General features: G+C 70.3%; 15 protein-coding genes. 10 read left to right on the top strand and 5 right to left on the bottom strand.

The annotated features are described in order from the left end of the window. Positions 1 to 129 precede the first annotated feature (129 nt). On the bottom strand, positions 130 to 1,743 hold the full coding sequence (gene murJ, locus J2Y46_RS04450; RefSeq protein WP_310240482.1) for a murein biosynthesis integral membrane protein MurJ: 1,614 nt from the start codon (positions 1,741 to 1,743) through the stop codon (positions 130 to 132). Continuing rightward, entirely contained in the window at positions 1,740 to 3,980 is a 2,241-nt protein-coding gene (locus J2Y46_RS04445) for a DUF6049 family protein (protein WP_310240481.1), read from the bottom strand. Before J2Y46_RS04445 ends, murJ begins: the two co-directional genes overlap by 4 nt. A 116-nt stretch (positions 3,981 to 4,096) precedes the next feature. Here J2Y46_RS04445 and J2Y46_RS04440 point away from each other — a divergent pair, with 116 nt between their 5' ends. Continuing rightward, on the top strand, positions 4,097 to 5,617 hold the full coding sequence (locus J2Y46_RS04440; protein WP_310240479.1) for a methyltransferase: 1,521 nt from the start codon (positions 4,097 to 4,099) through the stop codon (positions 5,615 to 5,617). A 45-nt stretch (positions 5,618 to 5,662) separates the two neighbouring features. Beyond that, positions 5,663 to 7,090: a CCA tRNA nucleotidyltransferase gene (locus J2Y46_RS04435; RefSeq protein ID WP_310240477.1), complete on the top strand. Its 1,428-nt coding sequence runs from the start codon at positions 5,663 to 5,665 to the stop codon at positions 7,088 to 7,090. A gap of 445 nt (positions 7,091 to 7,535) precedes the next feature. Here the strand turns inward: J2Y46_RS04435 and J2Y46_RS04430 are convergent, their stop codons facing one another. Then, positions 7,536 to 8,192: an FMN-dependent NADH-azoreductase gene (locus J2Y46_RS04430; protein ID WP_045301933.1), complete on the bottom strand. Its 657-nt coding sequence runs from the start codon at positions 8,190 to 8,192 to the stop codon at positions 7,536 to 7,538. An 82-nt stretch (positions 8,193 to 8,274) separates the two neighbouring features. Between J2Y46_RS04430 and J2Y46_RS04425 the strand changes: the two genes are divergently transcribed. The 8 genes from J2Y46_RS04425 to J2Y46_RS04390 all read left to right on the top strand — a co-directional run bounded on the left by J2Y46_RS04425 (position 8,275) and on the right by J2Y46_RS04390 (position 17,924). Continuing rightward, positions 8,275 to 8,616, top strand: coding sequence for a helix-turn-helix domain-containing protein (locus J2Y46_RS04425; RefSeq protein ID WP_310240473.1), 342 nt, complete (start codon positions 8,275 to 8,277; stop codon positions 8,614 to 8,616). A 79-nt stretch (positions 8,617 to 8,695) separates the two neighbouring features. Continuing rightward, a complete protein-coding gene (locus J2Y46_RS04420; protein WP_310240471.1) occupies positions 8,696 to 10,036 on the top strand; it encodes a GAF domain-containing protein in 1,341 nt (446 codons plus the stop codon). Positions 10,037 to 10,126: 90 nt separating this feature from the next. Then, a complete protein-coding gene (locus J2Y46_RS04415) occupies positions 10,127 to 11,677 on the top strand; it encodes an aldehyde dehydrogenase family protein (protein WP_045301927.1) in 1,551 nt (516 codons plus the stop codon). Positions 11,678 to 11,873: 196 nt separating this feature from the next. Continuing rightward, a complete protein-coding gene (locus J2Y46_RS04410; RefSeq protein ID WP_045301925.1) occupies positions 11,874 to 12,293 on the top strand; it encodes a DUF779 domain-containing protein in 420 nt (139 codons plus the stop codon). Positions 12,294 to 12,448: 155 nt separating this feature from the next. After that, a complete protein-coding gene (locus tag J2Y46_RS04405) occupies positions 12,449 to 14,083 on the top strand; it encodes an ABC transporter substrate-binding protein (RefSeq protein ID WP_310240468.1) in 1,635 nt (544 codons plus the stop codon). Positions 14,084 to 14,213: 130 nt separating this feature from the next. Then, on the top strand, positions 14,214 to 15,260 hold the full coding sequence (locus tag J2Y46_RS04400; protein WP_245619655.1) for an ABC transporter permease: 1,047 nt from the start codon (positions 14,214 to 14,216) through the stop codon (positions 15,258 to 15,260). A gap of 1 nt (position 15,261) precedes the next feature. Continuing rightward, the gene (locus J2Y46_RS04395) at positions 15,262 to 16,254 is read left to right on the top strand and encodes an ABC transporter permease (RefSeq protein WP_310240466.1); all 993 of its coding nucleotides are present in this window, start codon (positions 15,262 to 15,264) and stop codon (positions 16,252 to 16,254) included. Then, on the top strand, positions 16,254 to 17,924 hold the full coding sequence (locus J2Y46_RS04390; RefSeq protein ID WP_310240465.1) for an ABC transporter ATP-binding protein: 1,671 nt from the start codon (positions 16,254 to 16,256) through the stop codon (positions 17,922 to 17,924). Before J2Y46_RS04395 ends, J2Y46_RS04390 begins: the two co-directional genes overlap by 1 nt. Positions 17,925 to 18,064: 140 nt before the next feature. On the opposite strand, the gene J2Y46_RS04385 is transcribed toward J2Y46_RS04390, so the two are convergent. Next, positions 18,065 to 18,553, bottom strand: coding sequence for an FBP domain-containing protein (locus J2Y46_RS04385; protein ID WP_310240464.1), 489 nt, complete (start codon positions 18,551 to 18,553; stop codon positions 18,065 to 18,067). Positions 18,554 to 18,790: 237 nt separating this feature from the next. Continuing rightward, positions 18,791 to 19,996, bottom strand: coding sequence for a hypothetical protein (locus J2Y46_RS04380; RefSeq protein WP_310240463.1), 1,206 nt, complete (start codon positions 19,994 to 19,996; stop codon positions 18,791 to 18,793). Positions 19,997 to 20,112: the final 116 nt, after the last annotated feature.

Raw genomic sequence — 20,112 nt, 5'->3', positions numbered from 1 at the left:
ACCTTTCCTCGTGAAGCCTCGCGGAACGTCTCATGACACGCGCGATGGCTCCGGATGCCTCAACACATGGTAACCGCGTGGCATTCCGTCACCCGTTCCCCGCGCCCTCCGTGACGCACGGGGTCGTGGTCAGCGCCGGCCGGGCAGGAAGCGCCGCACGAGGCCGGTGGCGACCGACAGCTCGGGCGCGCGCAGCAGTGCGAGGAAGCCGACATAGACGACGAGCACGACGATGCCGATGACGGCGGCGCCCAGAGCGCCGAGGAGCTTGTCGGAGACCATCCATCCGGCCGTCCCGCCGAGAAGCTGGAAGACCAGCCAGCCTGCGGCGCCCGCAGGGATGGCGGCCAGGGCGAAGCGGCCAAGCGCGAGCAGCCACGAACCGACGCGGAGCCCGCCCAGCCGGCGCTGCAGCAGCCACGTCGCGACGATGACCTGGACGACGCTGGCGAAGGACTGGCCGAGCGCGACCGCGGCGACCAGCTGCGCGGAGGGGAGGACTCCTTCGTGGAACGCCCAGAGCGCGCTCCATGCGGTCAGGACGACGATGGCGCACTGGAGGATCGTGAAGAAGAACGGAGTGCGAGTGTCGTCGTAGGCGTAGAAGCTCCGCTGCACCACGAACAGCACCGCGAGCGGGATCAGGCTCACGAGATAGCAGAGGAGCACTCCCGCGGCGCCGACGGCTTCGTCGGGGCTGTCGGTGAAGATGCGGGATGCGGGGATGGCGGCCGCGGCCAAAGCAGCGGTAGCCGCCACCACGAACACGCCGAGCGTGCGGATGCTGCGCCCGATGTCGCCGCGAACCTCGTCGTCGCGTCCTGCTGCAGCGTGCTCACTGAGCTGGGTGAAGTACGGGGTGCCGATCGAGAGCACGATGATCGAGTACGGGAGCATGAAGAGCAGCCAGGCGTTCTGGGCGACGAACACGCCTGGGTCGCTCTTGGGGATCTCCGACATCACCTGCGACTGGACGAGGCCGGCGAGCTGGCCTGCGACGACCATCAGGAAGGTCCAGCCGGCGAGCTTGCCGATCTGCCCGAGCCCGACGCCGCGCCACGCGAAGTCCGGTCGGATGTGCAGACCGGTCTGCCGCCAGAAGAGGAAGAGGATCCCTGTCTGCACCACGATGCCGAGCGTCGCGGTGCCCGCGAGCACTGCGATCATCTCGGGAGTCCATGCCGTTGCCGAACCCGTGGGCCCGAACAGCCAGATGAAGACCAGGAAGCCCGCTATCGACACGATGTTGTTGACGATGGGAGCCCACGTGTACGGCCCGTAGACCCGACGCGCATTGAGGGACTCGCCCACCAGCGCGAACAGTCCGTAGAAGAGGATCTGTGGCAGACACCAGTACGCGAATGCGGTCGCCAGCGCCTGCTGCTGCGGGGGGTAACCCGGCGCGTACAGTGCGACAAGCCATGGTGCCGCCACGGTGGCGATGATCGTGGTCCCGAGCAGCACGACGGTGCCGAGGGTGAAGAGCTTCGAGACGAAGGCGCGCCCGCCGTCATCATGGGCGGCCGCCTTCACGATCTGCGGCACGACGACCGCGCTCAGGAGGCCCGTCGAGATGATCGCGTAGATGTTGTTCGGGAGTTGGTTCGCGATCGCGAATGCGTTCCCCCCCGCAGTGGTCGCGCCGATGGCCGACACCAGCACGACGGAGCGGAGGAAGCCGGTGAGGCGCGACACGATCGTGCCGGCGCCGATGAGAGCGCTCGCGCGCCCGATCCCGCTCACGGCTCGTCTCCGTCGGGCGTGGACGACACCCGTTCCTCGCCCGCATCCGTCGCTTCAGCGGCGCCTGGAGGGGGCGTGGTGGCCATCCCCTTCCGTCGGCGGCGGATGCGGAGCACGGTGCGCGCGATGCCGAACAGGAGGAGGATGCCGATGACGACGGCGAGGGCGGCGATGCCGACGGCTTCCCAGTCGGCGTAGACGTTGATCTCGACGGACTCGGGCTCGCCGATGGCGACGAAGGCGGGGCTGCGCAGCTGCAGGGTCAGCGTGACGTCGCCGCGGCCCACGCGGGCCTGCACCGGCACCTCGACGCGGGTGTTGCTCTGCGGCGTCGCGACGATCGGCGTCTCGCCCTGCACGTCGAGCCGCAGGTTGTCGCGGCTCGTGTAGAGCACGAGGTTGACGGGGTACGGCAGGTCGTTGCGCACCCAGAATCGCAGAGCGGCGCTCGAGCCGTAGAGGTCGCTGGGGCTCGTGGGCAGGAGTGCCACCGAGTCGAGGGTGCCGGCGGTCGCGGCGCGGTGGTCGGAGAGCACCGTCGGCCAGGTGGCGTCGCCGATCCACGCGACGCCGAGCAGCTGCAGGATGTCGGCCCGCTCGGGTCCGGTCAGCAGCGGCGGCTGGTCGAGGATCGTCGCGAACCGTGCGAGATCGCTTTCGTCGGCGACGAGAGCGGATGCGGCGTCCGCGCGCTCGGGCGAAGACTCGACACCCGTCAGCTCGAGGTCGAACGCCTCACCCGCCGCGACCGTCGCGATGGTGCGGGGCGTCACATCCGGCGCGGAGAATGCGGCGGAGATCGCGGCGCCGAGCTCGACGCGCGAGCGCCCTTCGCCGCGGCCGACGGTCACGAGGAGGGGCCCGTTCGTCTCGGCCGCCGCGAAGGCGAGGTAGGCGGTGGCCGTGGTGAGCGGGGCGCCGCGGAGCCACGGCTCCTCCTGCTGGGATGCGTCGTCGAGTGCGGCGGAGATGTCGCTGTCGTAGACGAGCACCTCGCCGGAGCCGACCCGGCCGTGTGCCGAGACGGTGCGGCCGTCGGAGCCGGCATCCGTCGTCGCCGAGGGGATGAGCGTGACAGGCGCGGTGCCGTCGTCGGTCGCGATGTCTGCGAGGCGGGAGATGATCTGCTCGTCCGCTGTGCCGTCGGCTGGCCAGTACGCGCCCTGGCGGGTGGCGGGGCCGACGACCAGCAGCTCGTCGGTGCTCGGCAGGGCGCTGTCGGGCTGTGGCGTGGGGGCGGTGGTCGGCGCGTCCGACGGCGCCGCGGTCGGCGTCGGGGTGGGAGCCGAGGTAGCGGGGGTCGGAGTGGGAGTCGGGGTCGCGAAGTTCGAGGACGACATGTACGCGGTGAACGACGTGGGCTGCAGCGGCCGCGGAAGACCCGCCTGCAGCTGCGCGGTGACGTCGGCGTCGCCGAACTGCAGCGCGAAGCGCGAGTTCTGGATCGTCTCGAGGCGTGATAGCCACTCGAGCGCGGACTCCGGAGCCGATGTGCCGAGCACCCGGATCGACGCGGGAACGGCAGGGTCCACCGCGAGGATGGCGGCGGTTCCGGTGACGCCGTCCAGCTGGTTCGTGAGATCGCCGTCGGGTGCGGTCAGCTCGGCGAGCTGTTCCGCGGTGAGGAGGCCGTCGCTGAGCGGACCGGCGGTGATCGGCACGACCACGCCGATGCCGACGTCCGTGGCCCCGGTGGGCGGGACGATCATCGCGCTCGTCGAAGTGACGGTGCCCACCGCGTCGGGGTACGACGCGGCGAGCGGGTAGACGCCGGGGGCGAGCCCGGCGAGGGCGGGGTCGTCGGCGGCGACTGTGATGCCGCGGACTTGGAACCCGCCGGGTTCGACGGCCGCGATCGTGTCGGTGCCGATCGGCTCCAGCGCGAGCTCGGCCGAGCTCCCGTCGAGCCAGTCGCCCAGGTCGTCGCGGTCGGCGAGCGGTGTGCGGCCGAGCGACAGCGTGACGGTCGCGGGCGCGAGTTCCGCCTCCGTCCCGTTCTGGATCGAGACCGACACGCTCAGCGCATCGCCCGGATTCACGATGCCGTTGGCGACCGGCGACAGGGTGAACACGGTGGTGCCCGTGGGGACGGCGGAGGTCGCACTCGGCGATGGGCTCGGGGTCGGATCCGCCGCGAGCGCCGGAGCCGGCAGCACAAGCCCGGCGAGCATCACCCCGGCCGCCATGGCGGCGGTCACGAGGCGCGGGGCACGCCGCGGGGCTCGCGGTGAAGTCACGATCATCCTGTCGGGGGGTTCGCTCCTGTGCGATGTCCTGACCGCACGATCGAGGAGATTCTACGGTCCGCGCCTCCGAGCCCGCCGGAGGGCGGGCGGCGCGGTTGAATGGAGCCGTGCTCCCCGAACCGGATACAGACCTGTGCCGTGACCTCGCCGCCGACCTGGGCCGCGCCGGGTTCACCGCCGAAGCCCTGCGCGACGCGTGGGGTGCGGCGGCCGACGACGCGATCGCGCGCGGCCTGCGGTCGCCGGCGGCGCGGGCCCTCGGCGACCGCGGCGATGCCCTCGCCGTGCTGGGCAGACTTCTCGTGCTCGGGATGCCGCAGGCCGAGGCATCCGTCGATCACGCGCTCGTGCGTGCCGGTGCGGGAGGACTCGTGCGGCTGGGTCTCGCCGAGATCGACGGCGGCGAGGTGCGCCCTCTCGCGGTGGTGCGGCCGCAGTCGTACGCCGACGCTTCGGGATCCGGACAATGGTGGATCGCGAGCGACCTCGACGAGGCGGCGCTCGGCGGGCCGCTGCCTGAGGATCACGTGCTCGGCGTGGGCGGCGCGTCGCTGACGCTCGCCGGGCTGCAGCTGCCGACGCCCGCCGAACGGGCGCTCGACATCGGTGCCGGCTGCGGGATCCAGGCGCTCCGCGCCCGCGCGCACGTCGGCCACGTCGTGGCGACGGACATCTCGCCGCGCGCCCTCTCGTTCACGCGGCTGAACGCCCTGCTCAACGGCATCGACGGCGTCGAGGTGCGCCTCGGCAGCCTCTTCGAGCCCGTCGTCGGCGAGCAGTACGACCGCGTCGTGTCGAACCCGCCGTTCGTGATCACGCCCCGGGTCGCCGACGTTCCCGCCTACGAGTACCGAGACGGCGGCATGGTCGGCGATGACGTCGTGGCAGCGTTCGTCCGGGGTGTCGGCGCGCACCTCGCGCCCGGTGGCGTCGCGCAGCTCCTCGGCAACTGGGAGACACGGGACGGCGTGCCCGGCCTCGACCGCGTACGCGGATGGGTCGAGTCGTCGCCGGTACCCCTGGACGCCTGGGTCGTCGAGCGCGAGAGCCTCGACCCGCTGTCCTACGCCGAGCTGTGGGTGCGCGACGGCGGCACGCTGCCCGGCACGCCCGGCTTCGCGAGACTCGTGGACGCGTGGCTCGACGACTTCGCGGCCCGCGCGGTGACGGAGGTGGGGTTCGGGTACCTGCTGCTGCGGCGTCCCGCCGACGGGTCCCCCACGCTCGCTCGCTACGAGACCCTCCACACGGCGCTCGCCGGCGAAGGGCTCGGGGCGCACCTCGCGGCCGCGCTCGAGGCCCACGACCGCGTGAGCGCGCTCGACGACGCGGGGCTCGCGGCATCCGTCCTCCTGGTCGCCCCCGATGTCACCGAGGCGCGCCATCATCTTCCCGGAGCCGAGGATCCGACCGTCATCGAGCTGCGTCAGGGCGGCGGATTCGGTCGCGCCCTCGGCGTGGATCCGGGGCTCGTGGCGCTCGTCGGCGCGTGCGACGGCGACCTTCCCGTGGGGGTTCTCATCGACGCGATCGCCGATCTGCTCGAGGTCGACGCCGGCGCGCTCCGGGCGGACCTGCTGCCGCGGGTGCGCGAGTTCCTGTTCAGCGGCTTCCTGCGGTTCGCATGAGCGCCGCCCCGGAGGCTCCGCCCGCGCGCAGATAGGCTGGAACCCATGCTCAACATGGCCGAGGGCATCGCGCGCCTCGGCGCGCTCGCCGAGTCCCCCGTCGTCGCCGCACTCGCCCGCGCCTTCGCCGATGCCGGCTTCGACCTCGCGATCGTGGGCGGTCCCGTACGCGACGCGCTGCTGGGCCGCCCGACGAACGACCTCGACTTCACGACGAACGCGCGCCCCGACGACATCCTGAAGATCGTCAAGCCGATCTCCACTGCACAGTGGGATATCGGCCGCGCCTTCGGCACGATCGGCGCCCGCGTCCACGGCGAGCAGGTCGAGATCACGACCTATCGCGCCGACAGCTACGACGGCGTCACCCGCAAGCCCACCGTCGAGTTCGGCGACACCATCGAGGGCGATCTGGTGCGCCGCGACTTCACGGTGAACGCCATGGCGCTGCGGGTTCCCGGGCAGACCCTGGTCGATCCCACCGGCGGTGTCGAGGACCTCGTCCGCGCCGTGCTCCGCACCCCCACCGACCCCGCTGTGAGCTTCGGCGACGATCCTCTCCGGATGCTGCGCGCCGCCCGGTTCGCGTCGCAGCTCGGCTTCGCGGTCGACCCCGCCACCGAGGCCGCGATGGAAGAGCTCAGTGCGACGCTCGAGATCGTGAGCCCCGAGCGCATCCAGGGCGAGCTCGTCAAGCTGCTCGCGACCGATGACCCCGTGCGAGGCATCCGCCTGCTCGTCGAGACGGGACTCATGGCCGAGTTCCTGCCCGAGATCCCCGCGCTGCAGCTCGAGGTCGATGAGCACCACCACCACAAGGACGTCTACGAGCACTCGCTCACGGTGCTGCGGCAGGCGATACAGCTCGAGAAGAGCCGGAATCCGGATGCTGCCCCCGACGTGGCGCTCCGCCTCGCGTCGCTCCTGCACGACATCGGAAAGCCCGCGACGCGCCGACTCGAGCCGGGCGGCGGCGTCACGTTCTACCACCACGACCTCAAGGGCGCGCGGCTCGCCCGCAGGCGCCTGCAGGAGCTGCGCTTCGACTCGGCGACCATCGCCACCGTGAGCCGGCTCATCGAGCTGCACCTGCGCTTCTTCGGGTACTCCGAGGGTGCCTGGACCGACTCGGCGGTGCGTCGGTACGTCCGCGACGCCGACACCGAGCTCGATCGTCTGCACATCCTCACGCGCGCCGACGTCACGACCCGCAACGTCAAGAAGGCCACGCGCCTCGCGCGCGCCTACGACGACATCGAGCGCCGCATCGCCGAGCTCGCCGCCCAGGAGCAGCTCGACGCGATGCGCCCAGAGCTCGACGGCAACCGCATCCAGGAGGTGCTGGGCCTGAAGCCCGGCCGCGAGGTGGGCGAGGCCTACAGGTTCCTCCTCGACGTGCGGCTCGACGAAGGCGTGGTCGGCGAGCAGGAGGCGGAGCGGCGCCTGCGGGAGTGGTGGGCCGCGCGCGCCTGACCCCCGTCAGACAGGACGGCCCCCGCCCGAGACGCTCCGCCGATCACGGTGCGAGCGAGCAGATGCGAGGAGACCCGCTCGGCGAACGCGGGGCAGCCGGCGGCGGTGAGCGCCTCCGTGAGGCGGTCCTCGCGCGCTCCGGCGGCGCGTCGGATCTGCTCGGACGCGACGTCCCTCACGTCCGCGCCCGCGGTGTCGTCGATGGGGCAGAGGAACTCGTCGGGGCCTCGGCGAAGGCGCGGGCATCGCCGCCGGGGGTACAAGGGCAAGGACCTCGGGGTCGCCCACGCCGGTCGCGGGATCACCGACGCCGACTTCGATCGCGTCATCGGCTGCGCGCGGTGGTCACCACCGCGGCGGCCCAGCGTCGCAGCACGCCCCTGGGCGCTTCACCGATCGACCGGGCGGCGGATGTCGCACGAGAGCGGCGGGGTGATCCGCGGTCTCAGGCGACCTGGGTCCCCCGCAGCTCGGCCAGCTCGCGACCGGAGCGCACGGCATCCGTCTCCGCCGAGCGCTTGAGCTCGGCGGCCGGCTCAGCGAAGGCGTCCAGCGCGGGGTTCACGCCCACGAGCGTGAACGGCCGCTGCACGATGCGCAGGTCGAGGCCCCAGACGTCCTCGAGCACGCGGCGCAGCCATGCGGTGGAGTGATCCCAACCCTCCTTCGGCGTGCCCTCGGCGTAGTTGCCGCCGAGCACGGTCACCAGCGTCGCGGGCTTTCCGCGCAGGTCGGTCCCCTGCGGGTCGATGCCGGGGACGGTGTAAACGAGGTCGAACCAGGTCTTGAAGTGCTGCGAGACGCCGTAGTTGTACAGCGGCACGGTGAACAGCAGCGCCTCGGCGCCGCGGAGCTCGTCGGCGAACGTGCCGGCCAGGGCGATCGCCGCGCGCTGGTCGTCGGTGCGCTCGGCTTCGGGCGTGAAGCCGCCCTGCACGGCGTCGCGCCATGCCGTGGCCGGCACCGGGTCGGCCGACAGATCGCGGCGCAGCACCGATGACGTCGGGTGTGCGGCTGTCCACTCGGCCTCGACGAGGTCGCCGAGCTCGCGACTGGCGGAGGTGGCGGGAAGGATGCTGGCGTCCAGACGGAAGAGGGTCAACGGAGGCTCCTGTTCTCATTTCGCATAGTCACTATGAAAACCAGAGTGACTATGCAGAAAGTAGCACGGGTACCATGAGGGGATGACCGAGCAGGAACATGGCGGACCCGCGTGCGACGCGGCGATATCGCTCGCGTTCTCAGTGCTCGGCAAACGGTGGAACGGCATGATCCTGGACGCCTTGAGCAGCGGACCGCTGTCGTTCGTGTCGCTGAAACGCACGGTCACCGGCATCAGCGACGCGGTACTCTCCGACCGCCTCTCGGAGCTCGCCGAGACCGGCCTGGTGACGCGCGACGTCGACGCCGGGCCGCCTGTCGCCGTCAGCTACACGCTCACCCCGCAGGGTGAGAGGCTCATCCCGGTGCTGCAGCAGCTCGGCGCCTGGGCCAGCGAGAACCTCACCGTCTCCGAGCGAGCCTGAGCCGCAGCATCCGTCGTTCCTGCTGCCCCTCCGCGCCTACACTGGGACCCACGCTCCACCGACGTCGATCGGAGCCGCCGTGTCATCACCCTGGTCGCAGCGCCGTGAGGTGTCGCCCGAGACCTCGCGCCTGCTGATCGAGCGCGCCCACGAGGAGCTCGTGGCGGGCAACGCCGCCGATGCGCGACTGCGCGACGTCCGGCTGCTCGTGCGCGACTCGTGGCGCCGCTCGCTCGACAGCCTCGTCGGGGCCGAAGCGCTGCCGCCCCTCGACCTGACGGCCGAGGAGCTCGAGGGGTACCGCCGCGCCCACCCGCTCGCCGCGGTCATCGACATGGTGCGCGGTCTGCTGCTGCCGGGCGAGGCGTCCGAATCCGGCGTCGTCGTGGCGGTGGGCGATGCCGCCGGGCGCCTGCTGTGGGTGGAGGGCGACCGCAACGTGCGGCGTCTCACCGGCGACGTGGGGTTCGTCGAGGGCGCGAACTGGTCCGAGGACGCCGTCGGAACCGCCGCCCCCGGCACCGCGATCACGCTCGACCGGTCGGTGCAGATCACCGGCGCCGAGCACTTCAACCGGCTCGTGCAGCCGTGGTCGTGCAGCGCCGCGCCCGTGCACGACCCCGAGACGCGGCGCATCCTCGGCGTGATCGATGTGACCGGCGGCCACGAGGCCGTCACTCCTCAAGCGCAGCTGCTGGTGGATGCCACGGCCCGGGCGATCGAGGGAGAGCTCCTCGTCGCGCGCCTCCGCGCCCGGGCCGAGCCGCCGCGACCCCCACGCCGCGCGCCCGCCCGGCGGGCCGAGCCCACGCGCGCCACGCTGCGGGTGCTCGGCCGCGACCGTGCGCAGCTCGAGGTCACGGGTGAGGGCTTCGAGACGGTGTCCGAGCTCGGCCCGCGCCATGCCGAGCTGCTGCTCATGCTCGCGGTCCACCGGCAGGGCCTGTCGGCCGAACGCCTCGGCGACCTCGTGTACGGCGAGTCGGCCGGGGACGCAGCATCCGTGACCCTCCGCGCCGAGATGGTGCGCCTCCGCAAGGCGCTGACGACCGCCGCCCCGGCGCTCGTGCCGGAGTCTCGGCCGTACCGGCTCGGGGTCGAGGTCGAGACCGATGCCCATCAGGTGCTGTCGCTCCTCGACCGCGGCGCGCATCGCGTCGCGCTCGCCGCCTACCGCGGTGATGTGCTCCCCGACTCGGTCGCGCCCGGGGTCGAGGAGTTCCGTGACACCGTGCGGGTCGCACTGCGCGAAGCGCTCATGGCCGAGGCATCCGTCGACGTCCTCCTCGCCTTCGCGGAGACGGATGCCGCCGCCGACGACATCGAGCTGCTCAGGCTGTGCCTGTCGATGCTGCCCGCGCGCTCGCCTCGCCGCGCGGGCCTCGTCACCCGCATCGAGAGGCTCGAAGCCGACCGCTGAAGACCGGCGCAACGTTGTGCAACGTCGCCCGGCCTACCTTCGACGCATCGCGACGACGTCCGTCGCGGAACGCGTCGAAGGAGACCAGCAATGACCATCGTCGAAGAGGGCGTCTCGAGCGTCTACGCCGCACCCGGGCAGCGAGGATCGATCGCCGACTACCGCCCCCGCTACGGGCACTACATCGGCGGCGAGTTCGTCGAGCCGATCAGGGGCCAGTACTTCGAGAACATCACGCCCGTCACCGGGAAGCCCTTCACCGAGGTCGGCCGCGGCACCGTCGAAGACGTCGACCGCGCGGTGGATGTCGCGTGGAAGGCTTTCGAGTCCTGGAAGCGAACGACCCCGGCCGAGCGGGCCGTCATCCTCAACAGGATCGCCGACCGCATCGAGCAGAACCTCGAGCGGATCGCCGTCGCCGAGACCTGGGAGAACGGCAAGCCGGTCCGCGAGACGCTGGCCGCCGACATCCCGCTCGCCGTCGATCACTTCCGCTACTTCGCGGGCGTGCTGCGCGGCCAGGAGGGCTCGCTCAGCCAGCTCGACGAGGACACCGTGGCATACCACTTCCACGAGCCGCTCGGCGTGGTGGGGCAGATCATCCCGTGGAACTTCCCGATCCTCATGGCCACGTGGAAGCTCGCACCCGCGCTCGCCGCCGGCAACTGCGTCGTGCTCAAGCCCGCCGAGCAGACGCCGGCGTCGATCCTGTTCCTGTTCGAGATCATCGGCGACCTGCTGCCCGCCGGCGTCGTCAACATCGTCAACGGTTTCGGCATCGAGGCCGGCGCGCCGCTCGCGCAGCACAAGCGCATCCGCAAGGTCGCGTTCACGGGCGAGACCACGACCGGCCGCCTCATCATGCAGTACGCGTCGCAGAACCTCATCCCGGTGACCCTCGAGCTCGGGGGCAAGAGTGCGAACGTCTTCTTCGAGGACGTCGCCCGCACCACCGATGACTCCTACTACGACAAAGCGCTCGAGGGCTTCACGCTCTTCGCCCTCAACCAGGGCGAGGTCTGCACGTGCCCGTCGCGCGCGCTCATCCAGCGCTCGATCTACGACGGGTTCCTCGGCGACGCCCTCGGCCGCGTCGGCAAGATCGTGCAGGGCAACCCGCTGGATCCGGCGACGATGATCGGCGCGCAGGCCTCGAACGATCAGCTCGAGAAGATCCTGTCGTACATCGAGATCGGCACGGCGGGCGGTGCGAAGCTCCTCGCCGGCGGGGAGCGCGTCGACCTCGGCGGCGACCTCTCGGGCGGCTACTACGTCGCGCCGACGGTCTTCGAGGGCACGAACGACATGCGGATCTTCCAGGAGGAGATCTTCGGGCCGGTCGTCTCGGTCACCTCGTTCGACGACTTCGACGACGCCATCTCGATCGCCAACGACACGCTCTACGGCCTCGGCGCCGGCGTCTGGAGCCGCTCCGGCGACACCGCGTACCGCGCCGGCCGGGCCATCGAGGCAGGCCGCGTCTGGACGAACACGTACCACCAGTACCCCGCCCACGCGGCGTTCGGCGGGTACAAGCAGTCCGGCATCGGCCGCGAGAACCACCTCAAGATGCTCGACCACTACCAGCAGACGAAGAACCTGCTGGTGTCGTACGCCGACGGAGCCATGGGCTTCTTCTGAGCCGGCCCGCCCGGTCCCGCTTCCGGGGGGTCGCGTGACCGGCATCCCGACCCGGGTGGAGCGCGTCCCCAGACGCTCCGCCCGGGTCATCCCCGAACCAGGAGATGTGGCGAGATCAGGAAGATCCGGCAGCGATCATCCTGTCTCGGTCAGATCTCCTGATCTCGCAGAAGATGAAGAGACGAAAGGACACGCGATGGAGACGATCCGCACGTACTCACGCGTGGCGGTGACGGATGCCGCGGCATCCCTCCTGCGACAGCTCACCGCGCAGCACGGCAAGCTGATGTTCCACCAGTCCGGCGGCTGCTGCGACGGAAGCGCCCCGATGTGCTTCCCCGTGGGCATGTTCCTCACCGGAACGTCGGACGTGCAGCTCGGCGACCTCGACGTCGGGCTCGATGACCCGATCGACGTCTTCATCTCCCAGGCGCAGTTCGAGTACTGGAAGTACACGCACCTCACGATCGACGTGGTGCCTGGCCGGGGCGCGGGCTTCAGCGTGGAAGGTCCGACGGGCAACCGGTTCATCATCCGCAGCCGCATGCTCGACGACGCAGAGCTCGTGCATTTCGGCCTCGGACCAGAGGCGTCACGGGGCAGTTCGCCCAACTGAACGGCCATCGAGCGGGCATCCGGCTCGATCGCGGGCGGGTTTCGTTCTGGTTACGAATCGTTTACTGGATTGCCGTAACGCCCTCGCAGGGTGAAGATAGCCTCTGGCCGCGACCATCTGACGCGGCTGACACCACTACGCAGAGGTAGCACTTCATGTCACTGCACCACAGCAAGCGCGGCCGCATCGGTCTCGCCATCGGGGCCTTCGGCGCCTCAGCACTTCTCCTCGCCGGTTGCGCCGGCGGTGGCGGCGGGAACAACGACGACGGCGGCGCGTCGGGCGAGCCCATCATCGTCGGCACCACCGACAAGGTCACCACGCTCGACCCGGCCGGCTCCTACGACAACGGCTCGCTGGCTGTGCAGACCCAGGTGTTCCCGTACCTCCTCAACACCGACTACAACAGCACCGAGGTCGTCCCCGACCTCGCCGAGTCTGCCGAGTTCACGTCGCCGACCGAGTACACCGTGACGCTGCCCGAGGGCCTCAAGTGGGCCAACGGCAACGACCTGACCTCGGCCGACGTCAAGTTCTCGTTCGATCGCAACCTCAAGATCGCCGACCCGAACGGCGCGTCGAGCCTGCTCTACAACCTCGACAGCGTTGAGGCGCCGGATGACACGACGGTCGTGTTCCATCTCAAGACGGCGAACGACCAGGTCTTCCCGTACATCCTCACCAGCTTCCCCGGTGCCATCGTCGACGACGAGGTGTTCTCGGCCGACGCGGTCACCCCCGACCAGGACATCGTCGATGCCAACGCGTTCGGTGGCCCCTACGCGATCACCTCGTGGGACTTCAACAAGACCGTCGAGTTCACCCCGAACGAGAACTACAAGGGTCTCCTCGACGCGCCGGTCAACAGCGGTGTCATTCTCAGCTACTTCGCCGAGTCGTCGAACCTGAAGCTCGCCGTGCAGCAGGGCGACATCGACGTGGCCTACCGCGCGCTGTCTTCGACCGATGTCGAAGACCTCAGCAAGAACAAGGACGTCCAGATCGTCAACGGCCCCGGCGGCGAGATCCGGTACATCGTGTTCAACTTCAACACGCAGCCGTACGGTGCGACGACCCCCGAGGTCGACGCGGCCAAGGCCCTCGCCGTGCGCCAGGCCGTGGCTGACCTCGTCGACCGCGAGGCGTTGTCGACGCAGGTCTACAAGGGCACGTACACGCCGCTGTACTCGTTCGTCCCCGAGGGCTTCACCGGCGCCATCGAGCCCCTCAAGGAGATGTACGGCGACGGCGCGGGCGGCCCCGACGCCGAGAAGGCGAAGGTCACGCTCGAGGCTGCGGGCGTCGAGACGCCCGTCGCACTCAGCCTGCAGTACAGCCCCGACCACTACGGCCCCTCGTCGGGTGACGAGTACGCCCTGGTGAAGTCGCAGCTCGAGGAGAGCGGCCTGTTCTCGGTCGACCTGAAGTCGACCGAGTGGGTGCAGTACTCGAAGGACCGCACGTCGGACGTCTACCCCGCCTACCAGCTGGGCTGGTACCCGGACTACTCCGACGCCGACAACTACCTCACCCCGTTCTTCCTGACGAAGAACTTCCTGGGCAACCACTTCAGCGACCAGCAGACCGAGGACCTCATCCTCCAGCAGGCCGTCGAGACCGACCAGGCGAAGCGCACGCAGGAGATCGAGGACATCCAGACGCGCGTGGCCGAGCTGCTCTCGACCGTGCCGCTCCTGCAGGGTGCCCAGGTGGCGGTCGCCGGAACCGGTGTCGAGGGCGTCACGCTCGACGCATCGTTCAAGTTCCGCTTCGCGCCGGTCACGAAGTAGCGCGGAATCCATCGATGGGGCGGCCCGCTCACCCGGGTCGCCCCATCGGCATTCGCCCTTCGGCAGCACACACAGTTAGGCCCCCACGATGACGAGCGACGTCGCCGCATCCGTTGACCAGCCGCCCGCCATGCTGGCCCGGCGCAGACCCGCCTCCGGCGGGACCCTCGGCCGCTACCTCCTGGTGCGGTTCCTCCTGATCTTCCCGACCGTGCTCATCCTGGTGACGCTGGTCTTCTTCCTCATCCGCCTCACCGGCGACCCGATCACCGCCGCCCTCGGCGGGCGCCTGCCGGCCGACCAGCTGCAGGAGCGCATCCATGAGGCCGGCTACGACAGGCCCGTCCTCGTGCAGTACTTCGAGTACATCGGCCAGGTGTTCACGGGAAACTTCGGCACCACGATCACCGACAACCAGCCGGTCACGCAGGTGCTCCTGACGTACGGCGCGGCCACGTTCGAGCTCGTCTGCTATGCGCTCGTCATCGCGTTCCTCGTCGGCATCCCGCTCGGCATGGTCGCCGCCGCCAAGCGCGAGAAGGCGACCGATGCCGGGCTCCGCGTCGGCGCGATCCTGTTCTACGCGACCCCGGTGTTCTTCTCGGGCCTGCTCGCCAAGCTGGTGTTCTCGGTCTGGCTCGGCTGGTTCCCCGTTTCGGGTCGCGCGAGCGTGCGCACCGAAATCGCCCTCACCCGCGAAGGTGGCACGGGGTTCTATCTCATCGACGCGATCGCGTCGGGCAACCCCGCCTACGTGCAGGACGTGCTCCTGCACGCCTTCCTCCCGGCCATGGTGCTGGGCCTGCTGACCGCGAGCATCTTCCTGCGCCTCGTGCGCACGAACGTCATCGGCACCCACAACATGCCGTACATCGACGCCGCCCGCTCGCGCGGCGTGAGCGAGTACCGCCTCGTGCGCCGACACGCCTACAAGCCGGCGCTGATCCCGATCGTCACGGTCATCGGCCTGCAGATCGCACTGCTGCTGGGTGGCGCCATTCTCACCGAGACGACGTTCGAGTGGCAGGGCATCGGCTTCCAGCTGGGCGAGTACCTGAAGGCCCGCGATTTCGTCGCGATCCAGGGCATCGTCGCGATGATCGCGATCCTCGTCGCGGTCACGAACTTCGTCGTCGACGTGATCGCCGCGTTCCTCGACCCGAGGGTGAGGTACTGACATGGCCAAGCGCCGGATTCTCGACCGGATTCCGGTCGTCCACCAGCTGCGTCAGAGCGTCGGCCTGCAGCGAGGCATGCTCGTGGCGGGCCTCGTGCTCACCGCGCTGTTCCTGGTCTTCGCGATCTTCGCACCGTGGATCGCCCCGTACAGCTACAACCAGCTCCGCGACGCCCAGGGGAACTTCGGTTCCACCCAGCCGCCGAGCGCTGAGCACTGGCTCGGCACGACGGTGGGCGGCTACGACGTGCTGTCGCGCACGATCTGGGGCGCCCAGACCGCGATCCTCGTCGTGATCGTCGCGCTCATTCTTTCGGTGGTCGTCGGCATCCTGCTCGGTCTGGTGTCGGGCTATCTCGGCGGTTGGGTCGACCGCACGCTCGTGGTCATCGCCGACGCGATCTATGCCTTCCCGACACTGCTGCTCGCGATCGTGGTCGCCATCGCGATCAGCGGCGGGCAGTCGGGCCTGTGGCCGGGCATCATGGCGGCGGCCGTGTCGATCACCGTCGTGTTCATCCCGCAGTACTTCCGCGTGGTCCGCGCTGAGGTCGTGCGCATCAAGGCCGAGGCGTTCGTCGAGTCGGCGAAGGTCATCGGCGCGCCGACGTCGCGCATCATGTTCGTGCACGTGCTGCGCAACGCGACCCGCACGCTGCCTCTCATCGTGACGCTGAACGCGTCGGAGGCGATCGCGACTCTCGCGGCGCTCGGCTTCCTCGGGTTCGGCATCGAGCCGTCGGCCGCGGCCGAATGGGGCTACGACCTGCAGCGCTCGATCAGCGACGTCGCGGCCGGCATCTGGTGGACGGCGATCCCTCCGGGCGTCGCCATCGTGCTGACGATCCTCGGCATGACCCTCATCGGCGAGGGCCTCAACGACCTCGCCGACCCGCGTCTGCGCGCGCGCCGCCGGGCGACCAATCAGACGCCGGCGGACGCGGTCGCCGCGAGCCAGCCGGCATCGCGCGAGTTCATGGGAGAGGTGGAGTGATGGCCTCGGCAGCCCCCGCATCCGACGACCTCGCGGTCGACATCCGCGATCTGACCGTCACCTTCGCCAGCGACGGCGGCGATGTGCACGCCGTGCGCGGTGTGACCCTCGATGTCCGCCGCGGCGAGGTGCTCGCGATCGTCGGGGAGTCCGGCAGCGGCAAGACGGTCACCGCCCGAACGATCCTCGGGCTCCTGCCCGAGACGGCGGTCATGAACGGCGCCGTCGTGCTCGACGGCACCGAGATCGTCGGCCTCGACAAGAAGGAGCTCCGCGAGGTGCGCGGCTCGAAGGCGGCGATGATCTTCCAGGAGCCGTCGACCGCGCTCAACCCCGTGTACACGGTCGGCTGGCAGCTCGCGGAGGGCCTGCGGGCACATGGCAGCTACAGCAAGGCCGAGGCCAAGGCGAAGGCGATCGAGATGCTCGGCCGAGTCGGCATTCCCGACCCCGAGCGCCGCGTCGACGACTACCCGCACCAGTTCTCGGGCGGCCAGAAGCAGCGCATCGTCATCGCGATGGCGCTCGCGCTCGAGCCGACCGTCATCATCGCCGACGAGCCGACGACGGCGCTCGACGTGACGGTGCAGGCCGAGATCCTCGACCTGCTGCGCGAGCTCCGTGACCAGGACGGCACGGCGATCGCACTCATCACGCACAACATGGGCGTGGTGGCCGACCTCGCCGACCGCGTCGCTGTGATGTTCAACGGTGAGATCGTCGAGACCGCGACCGTACGCGACCTGTTCGCCGCGCCGCAGCACGAGTACACCAAGAAGCTCCTGGCCGCGGTGCCACGCCTCGAGATCGTCGACCGGCAGCTTCCTGCGAGCGCCGCGGACGCTGATCCCGTTGTCGAGGCGAAGGAGCTCGTCATCGAGTACGGCGGCCGGTTCGGCCGCCCAGCGTTTCGCGCCGTCGACCGCGTGAGCTTCTCGATCGCGCCCGGGGAGGTGCTCGGTCTCGTGGGCGAGAGCGGCTCGGGCAAGACGACGATCGGTCGTGCGATCGCCGGCCTGACGCCGGTCGCAGGCGGTTCGCTGCGGGTGCTCGGCACCGAGATGCTCGGTGTCAAGGAGCGGGAGTTCCGGCGCCGGCGCAGCGAGCTCGGGTTCGTGTTCCAGGACCCCGCGACGAGCTTCAACCCGCTCTTGACCATCGCCCGCAACGTCGCCGAGCCGCTCATCGTGCACGGCGCAGCGAAGGGCGCGGCCGCGGTGCAGGCGAAGGTCGACGAGCTGCTCGAGGCCGTGCAGCTGCCGAAGTCGTACGGCGAGCGGTTCCCGCACGAGCTGTCGGGAGGCCAGCGCCAGCGCGCCTCGCTCGCCCGAGCTCTCGCGCTCAACCCCAAGCTGCTGATCGCCGACGAGCCGACGAGCGCACTCGACGTCTCGGTGCAGGCGCGCGTGCTCGAGCTGTTCGGCGAGCTGCAGGAGCGGTTCGGGTTCGCGACGCTGTTCATCACCCACGACCTCGCCGTGGTCGACATGCTCGCGCACAAGGTCGTGGTGCTGCACCGCGGCACGATCGCCGAGGCCGGCCCGACGGCCGGCGTGCTCGGCGACCCGCAGGATCCCTACACCCGCCGCCTCATCGCGTCGCTGCCGGTGCCCGATCCCGACGAGCAGGCGGCGCGGCGCGCCGTCTGGCAGGCGACTCGCGACGAATGACCCGGGGGGCCGGGCGGGTGTTCGCGCCCCGCCCGGCGGTCACATCATGTGCTCTCGCCGAGACCCCACGTTGTGTACGCGAACGTCGTGTCGTCTCGGCGAGAGCACGCGATCGGCGCCCGGCGGCGCCGCGGTGAGCGTCAGGCGCCGTCGCGGATGTCGCGCGCGAGCCCCTCGGCGTGGGCGCGGAGCGCCTCGATGCGCCGCTGACGCGCGGCCATGACATCGAAGCCGAGGTACGCCGGCGGCATCGGTCGCCGCGCGTTGGCCGAGCATTCGAACCGCTCGCACAGCAGAGTGCCGACGGTGTCGCCGTTGCGACCGGCCTTGCCGGCCCGCTTCGCGCCGAACAGCACGACGTCGTTCGGCAGCGTGACGTCCTCGCACCACGAGCACTGCGCGCGGGTGCGCGTGCGCTGCTCGGTCTGGCGCAACAGGATGCCGACGGCCTCACCGTCGACCGGAACCACGATGAAGCCGGCGAGCGGCTGCTTCGGGTCGCGCCAGCCGAAGTAGTCGAGGCCGTCCCAGGCGACCTGGGCGAGGTCGGGAACGATGATGGAGTTGCGCTCGCGGAGCGAGGCGTTGACGAAGGACGCGCGGATGTCCTTCTCGGTGAATGCGTGCATGATTCCTTGATTCACGAAAGAGAGATCGCCCAAGCGGCGACGAAAGGATGCTGCGGGCCGGCGGCGCGCAGATGATGCGGGCTGCACCACCCGAAGGTCAGGGACCGGGGTGGCGCGCGCGGCTACCTCCGCTCGGCGCGTGGAGCGCCGAGCACCCCCTCACGCCCGCCGGGCGTCGTGAACGTCGAATGCACGCCCGACAGCATACGCTCGTCGGCCTGCACGTAGGCCGTTCGCTCAGCGGAGGAAGGCCGGCCCGATCTGGGTCAAGATCCAGAACAGCACCATCACGCCGCCGACGACGATCGGCAGCCACGGCACGCCGCGCTGCAGGCGGCGGCCCTGCGGGGCGACGCCGGGCGGAGGGCGCAGCGCGTCGAGCGGCGCAGTGAACGGAGCGGATGCTGCGCCGTCCTGCCCTGCGCCGGCCCCGGCCGCCGCGGCGCCCAGGGGGGCAGCATCCGTCACCGCGGCGGCAGCCGCCGCGGCGAGCCGCTCGTCGCGCCACCGCGCCCACTGCGCGAGTTTGTCGAGCAGGGCCCCGACGACGGAGAAGAGCCACGCCCACGTCTGCGGGTCGAGCGTGGAGAAGTCCCGCTTGGCGTACAGGAACAGCCAGTCGTCGACGATCTCGACGTCGAGCGCGGCGGCGTTGTCGATGAAGCGCGCCATGATGTCGGGCGTGAAGAGGTACAGGGCGTCGCGCTCGTAGTCGGCGGGGCAGTACAGCGAGAAGTACTCGTCGAAGTCGCCCTCGAGGCTGAGGCGCTGATCCTTGTCGAAGGTGAGCGGCAGGTTCGAGCCGAACAGGCCGTTGTTGCTCATGGCGTCGAGCACGATGTGCGGGAGGGGGGTGTCGAGCTTCACCGCGACATAGCCCCAGTGATGCGTCTGCTGGTTCTTGCCTGAGCCGGTCGTGTAGCGGTAGTTCGCGAACTCCACGAAGCGGGGACGATCGCCGCGCACGAGGTCGCTGGAGTGGCGGCTGTTGCCGAGCGAGAAGATCATGCCCGCAAGCGCGGGGTCGTCGAGACGGGGCTCGTAGTGCATCCCGTTCGCGCGCGCGAAGCCGTCGAGACGATACATGCGGTCGCTGCTGCTGCGCGCACCCCGTACGAAGAGCGTGATCCCCACCGCGGCGATGATGCCGATCACCACGAGCGGCAGGAAGCCGAACAGGACGGCGAGTCCCCCGCCGTCGGCCCCGGCGGTCGCGGCGCTGACGATGCTCGTGACGAGGGTGATCGCGACGGAGCCGAACAGCACGACGACCACGAAGGCGATGACGACGAAGACGAGCACGCCGAAGGCGGGAGAGCCCTTGATGCGGCCCGTCCGTCGCAGCTCCTGCACGAATGCACGCGCGGCGCCCGGTGCGACGGGCTCGACCAGCGGGCGCGCGTCGAACGGGTAGGAGGCCGGCGCGGCGGGAGGAAGACTCACCCGACCACGCTACCCGCGCCCGGCGTAGAGTCCACGAGAGGAAGGATGGCAATCGTTGATAACCGATTATCGATTAGTGTAGGGTCGTCACGTCCCGATGATGTGCCTACGAGAGG

Origin of the sequence: Microbacterium sp. BE35, from assembly GCF_031457705.1 — a bacterium.
Classification (GTDB): Bacteria; Actinomycetota; Actinomycetes; order Actinomycetales; family Microbacteriaceae; genus Microbacterium; species Microbacterium trichothecenolyticum.
The sequence above is the reverse complement of the archived record's forward strand: the minus strand, read 5'-3'. Positions and strand labels throughout refer to the sequence as shown.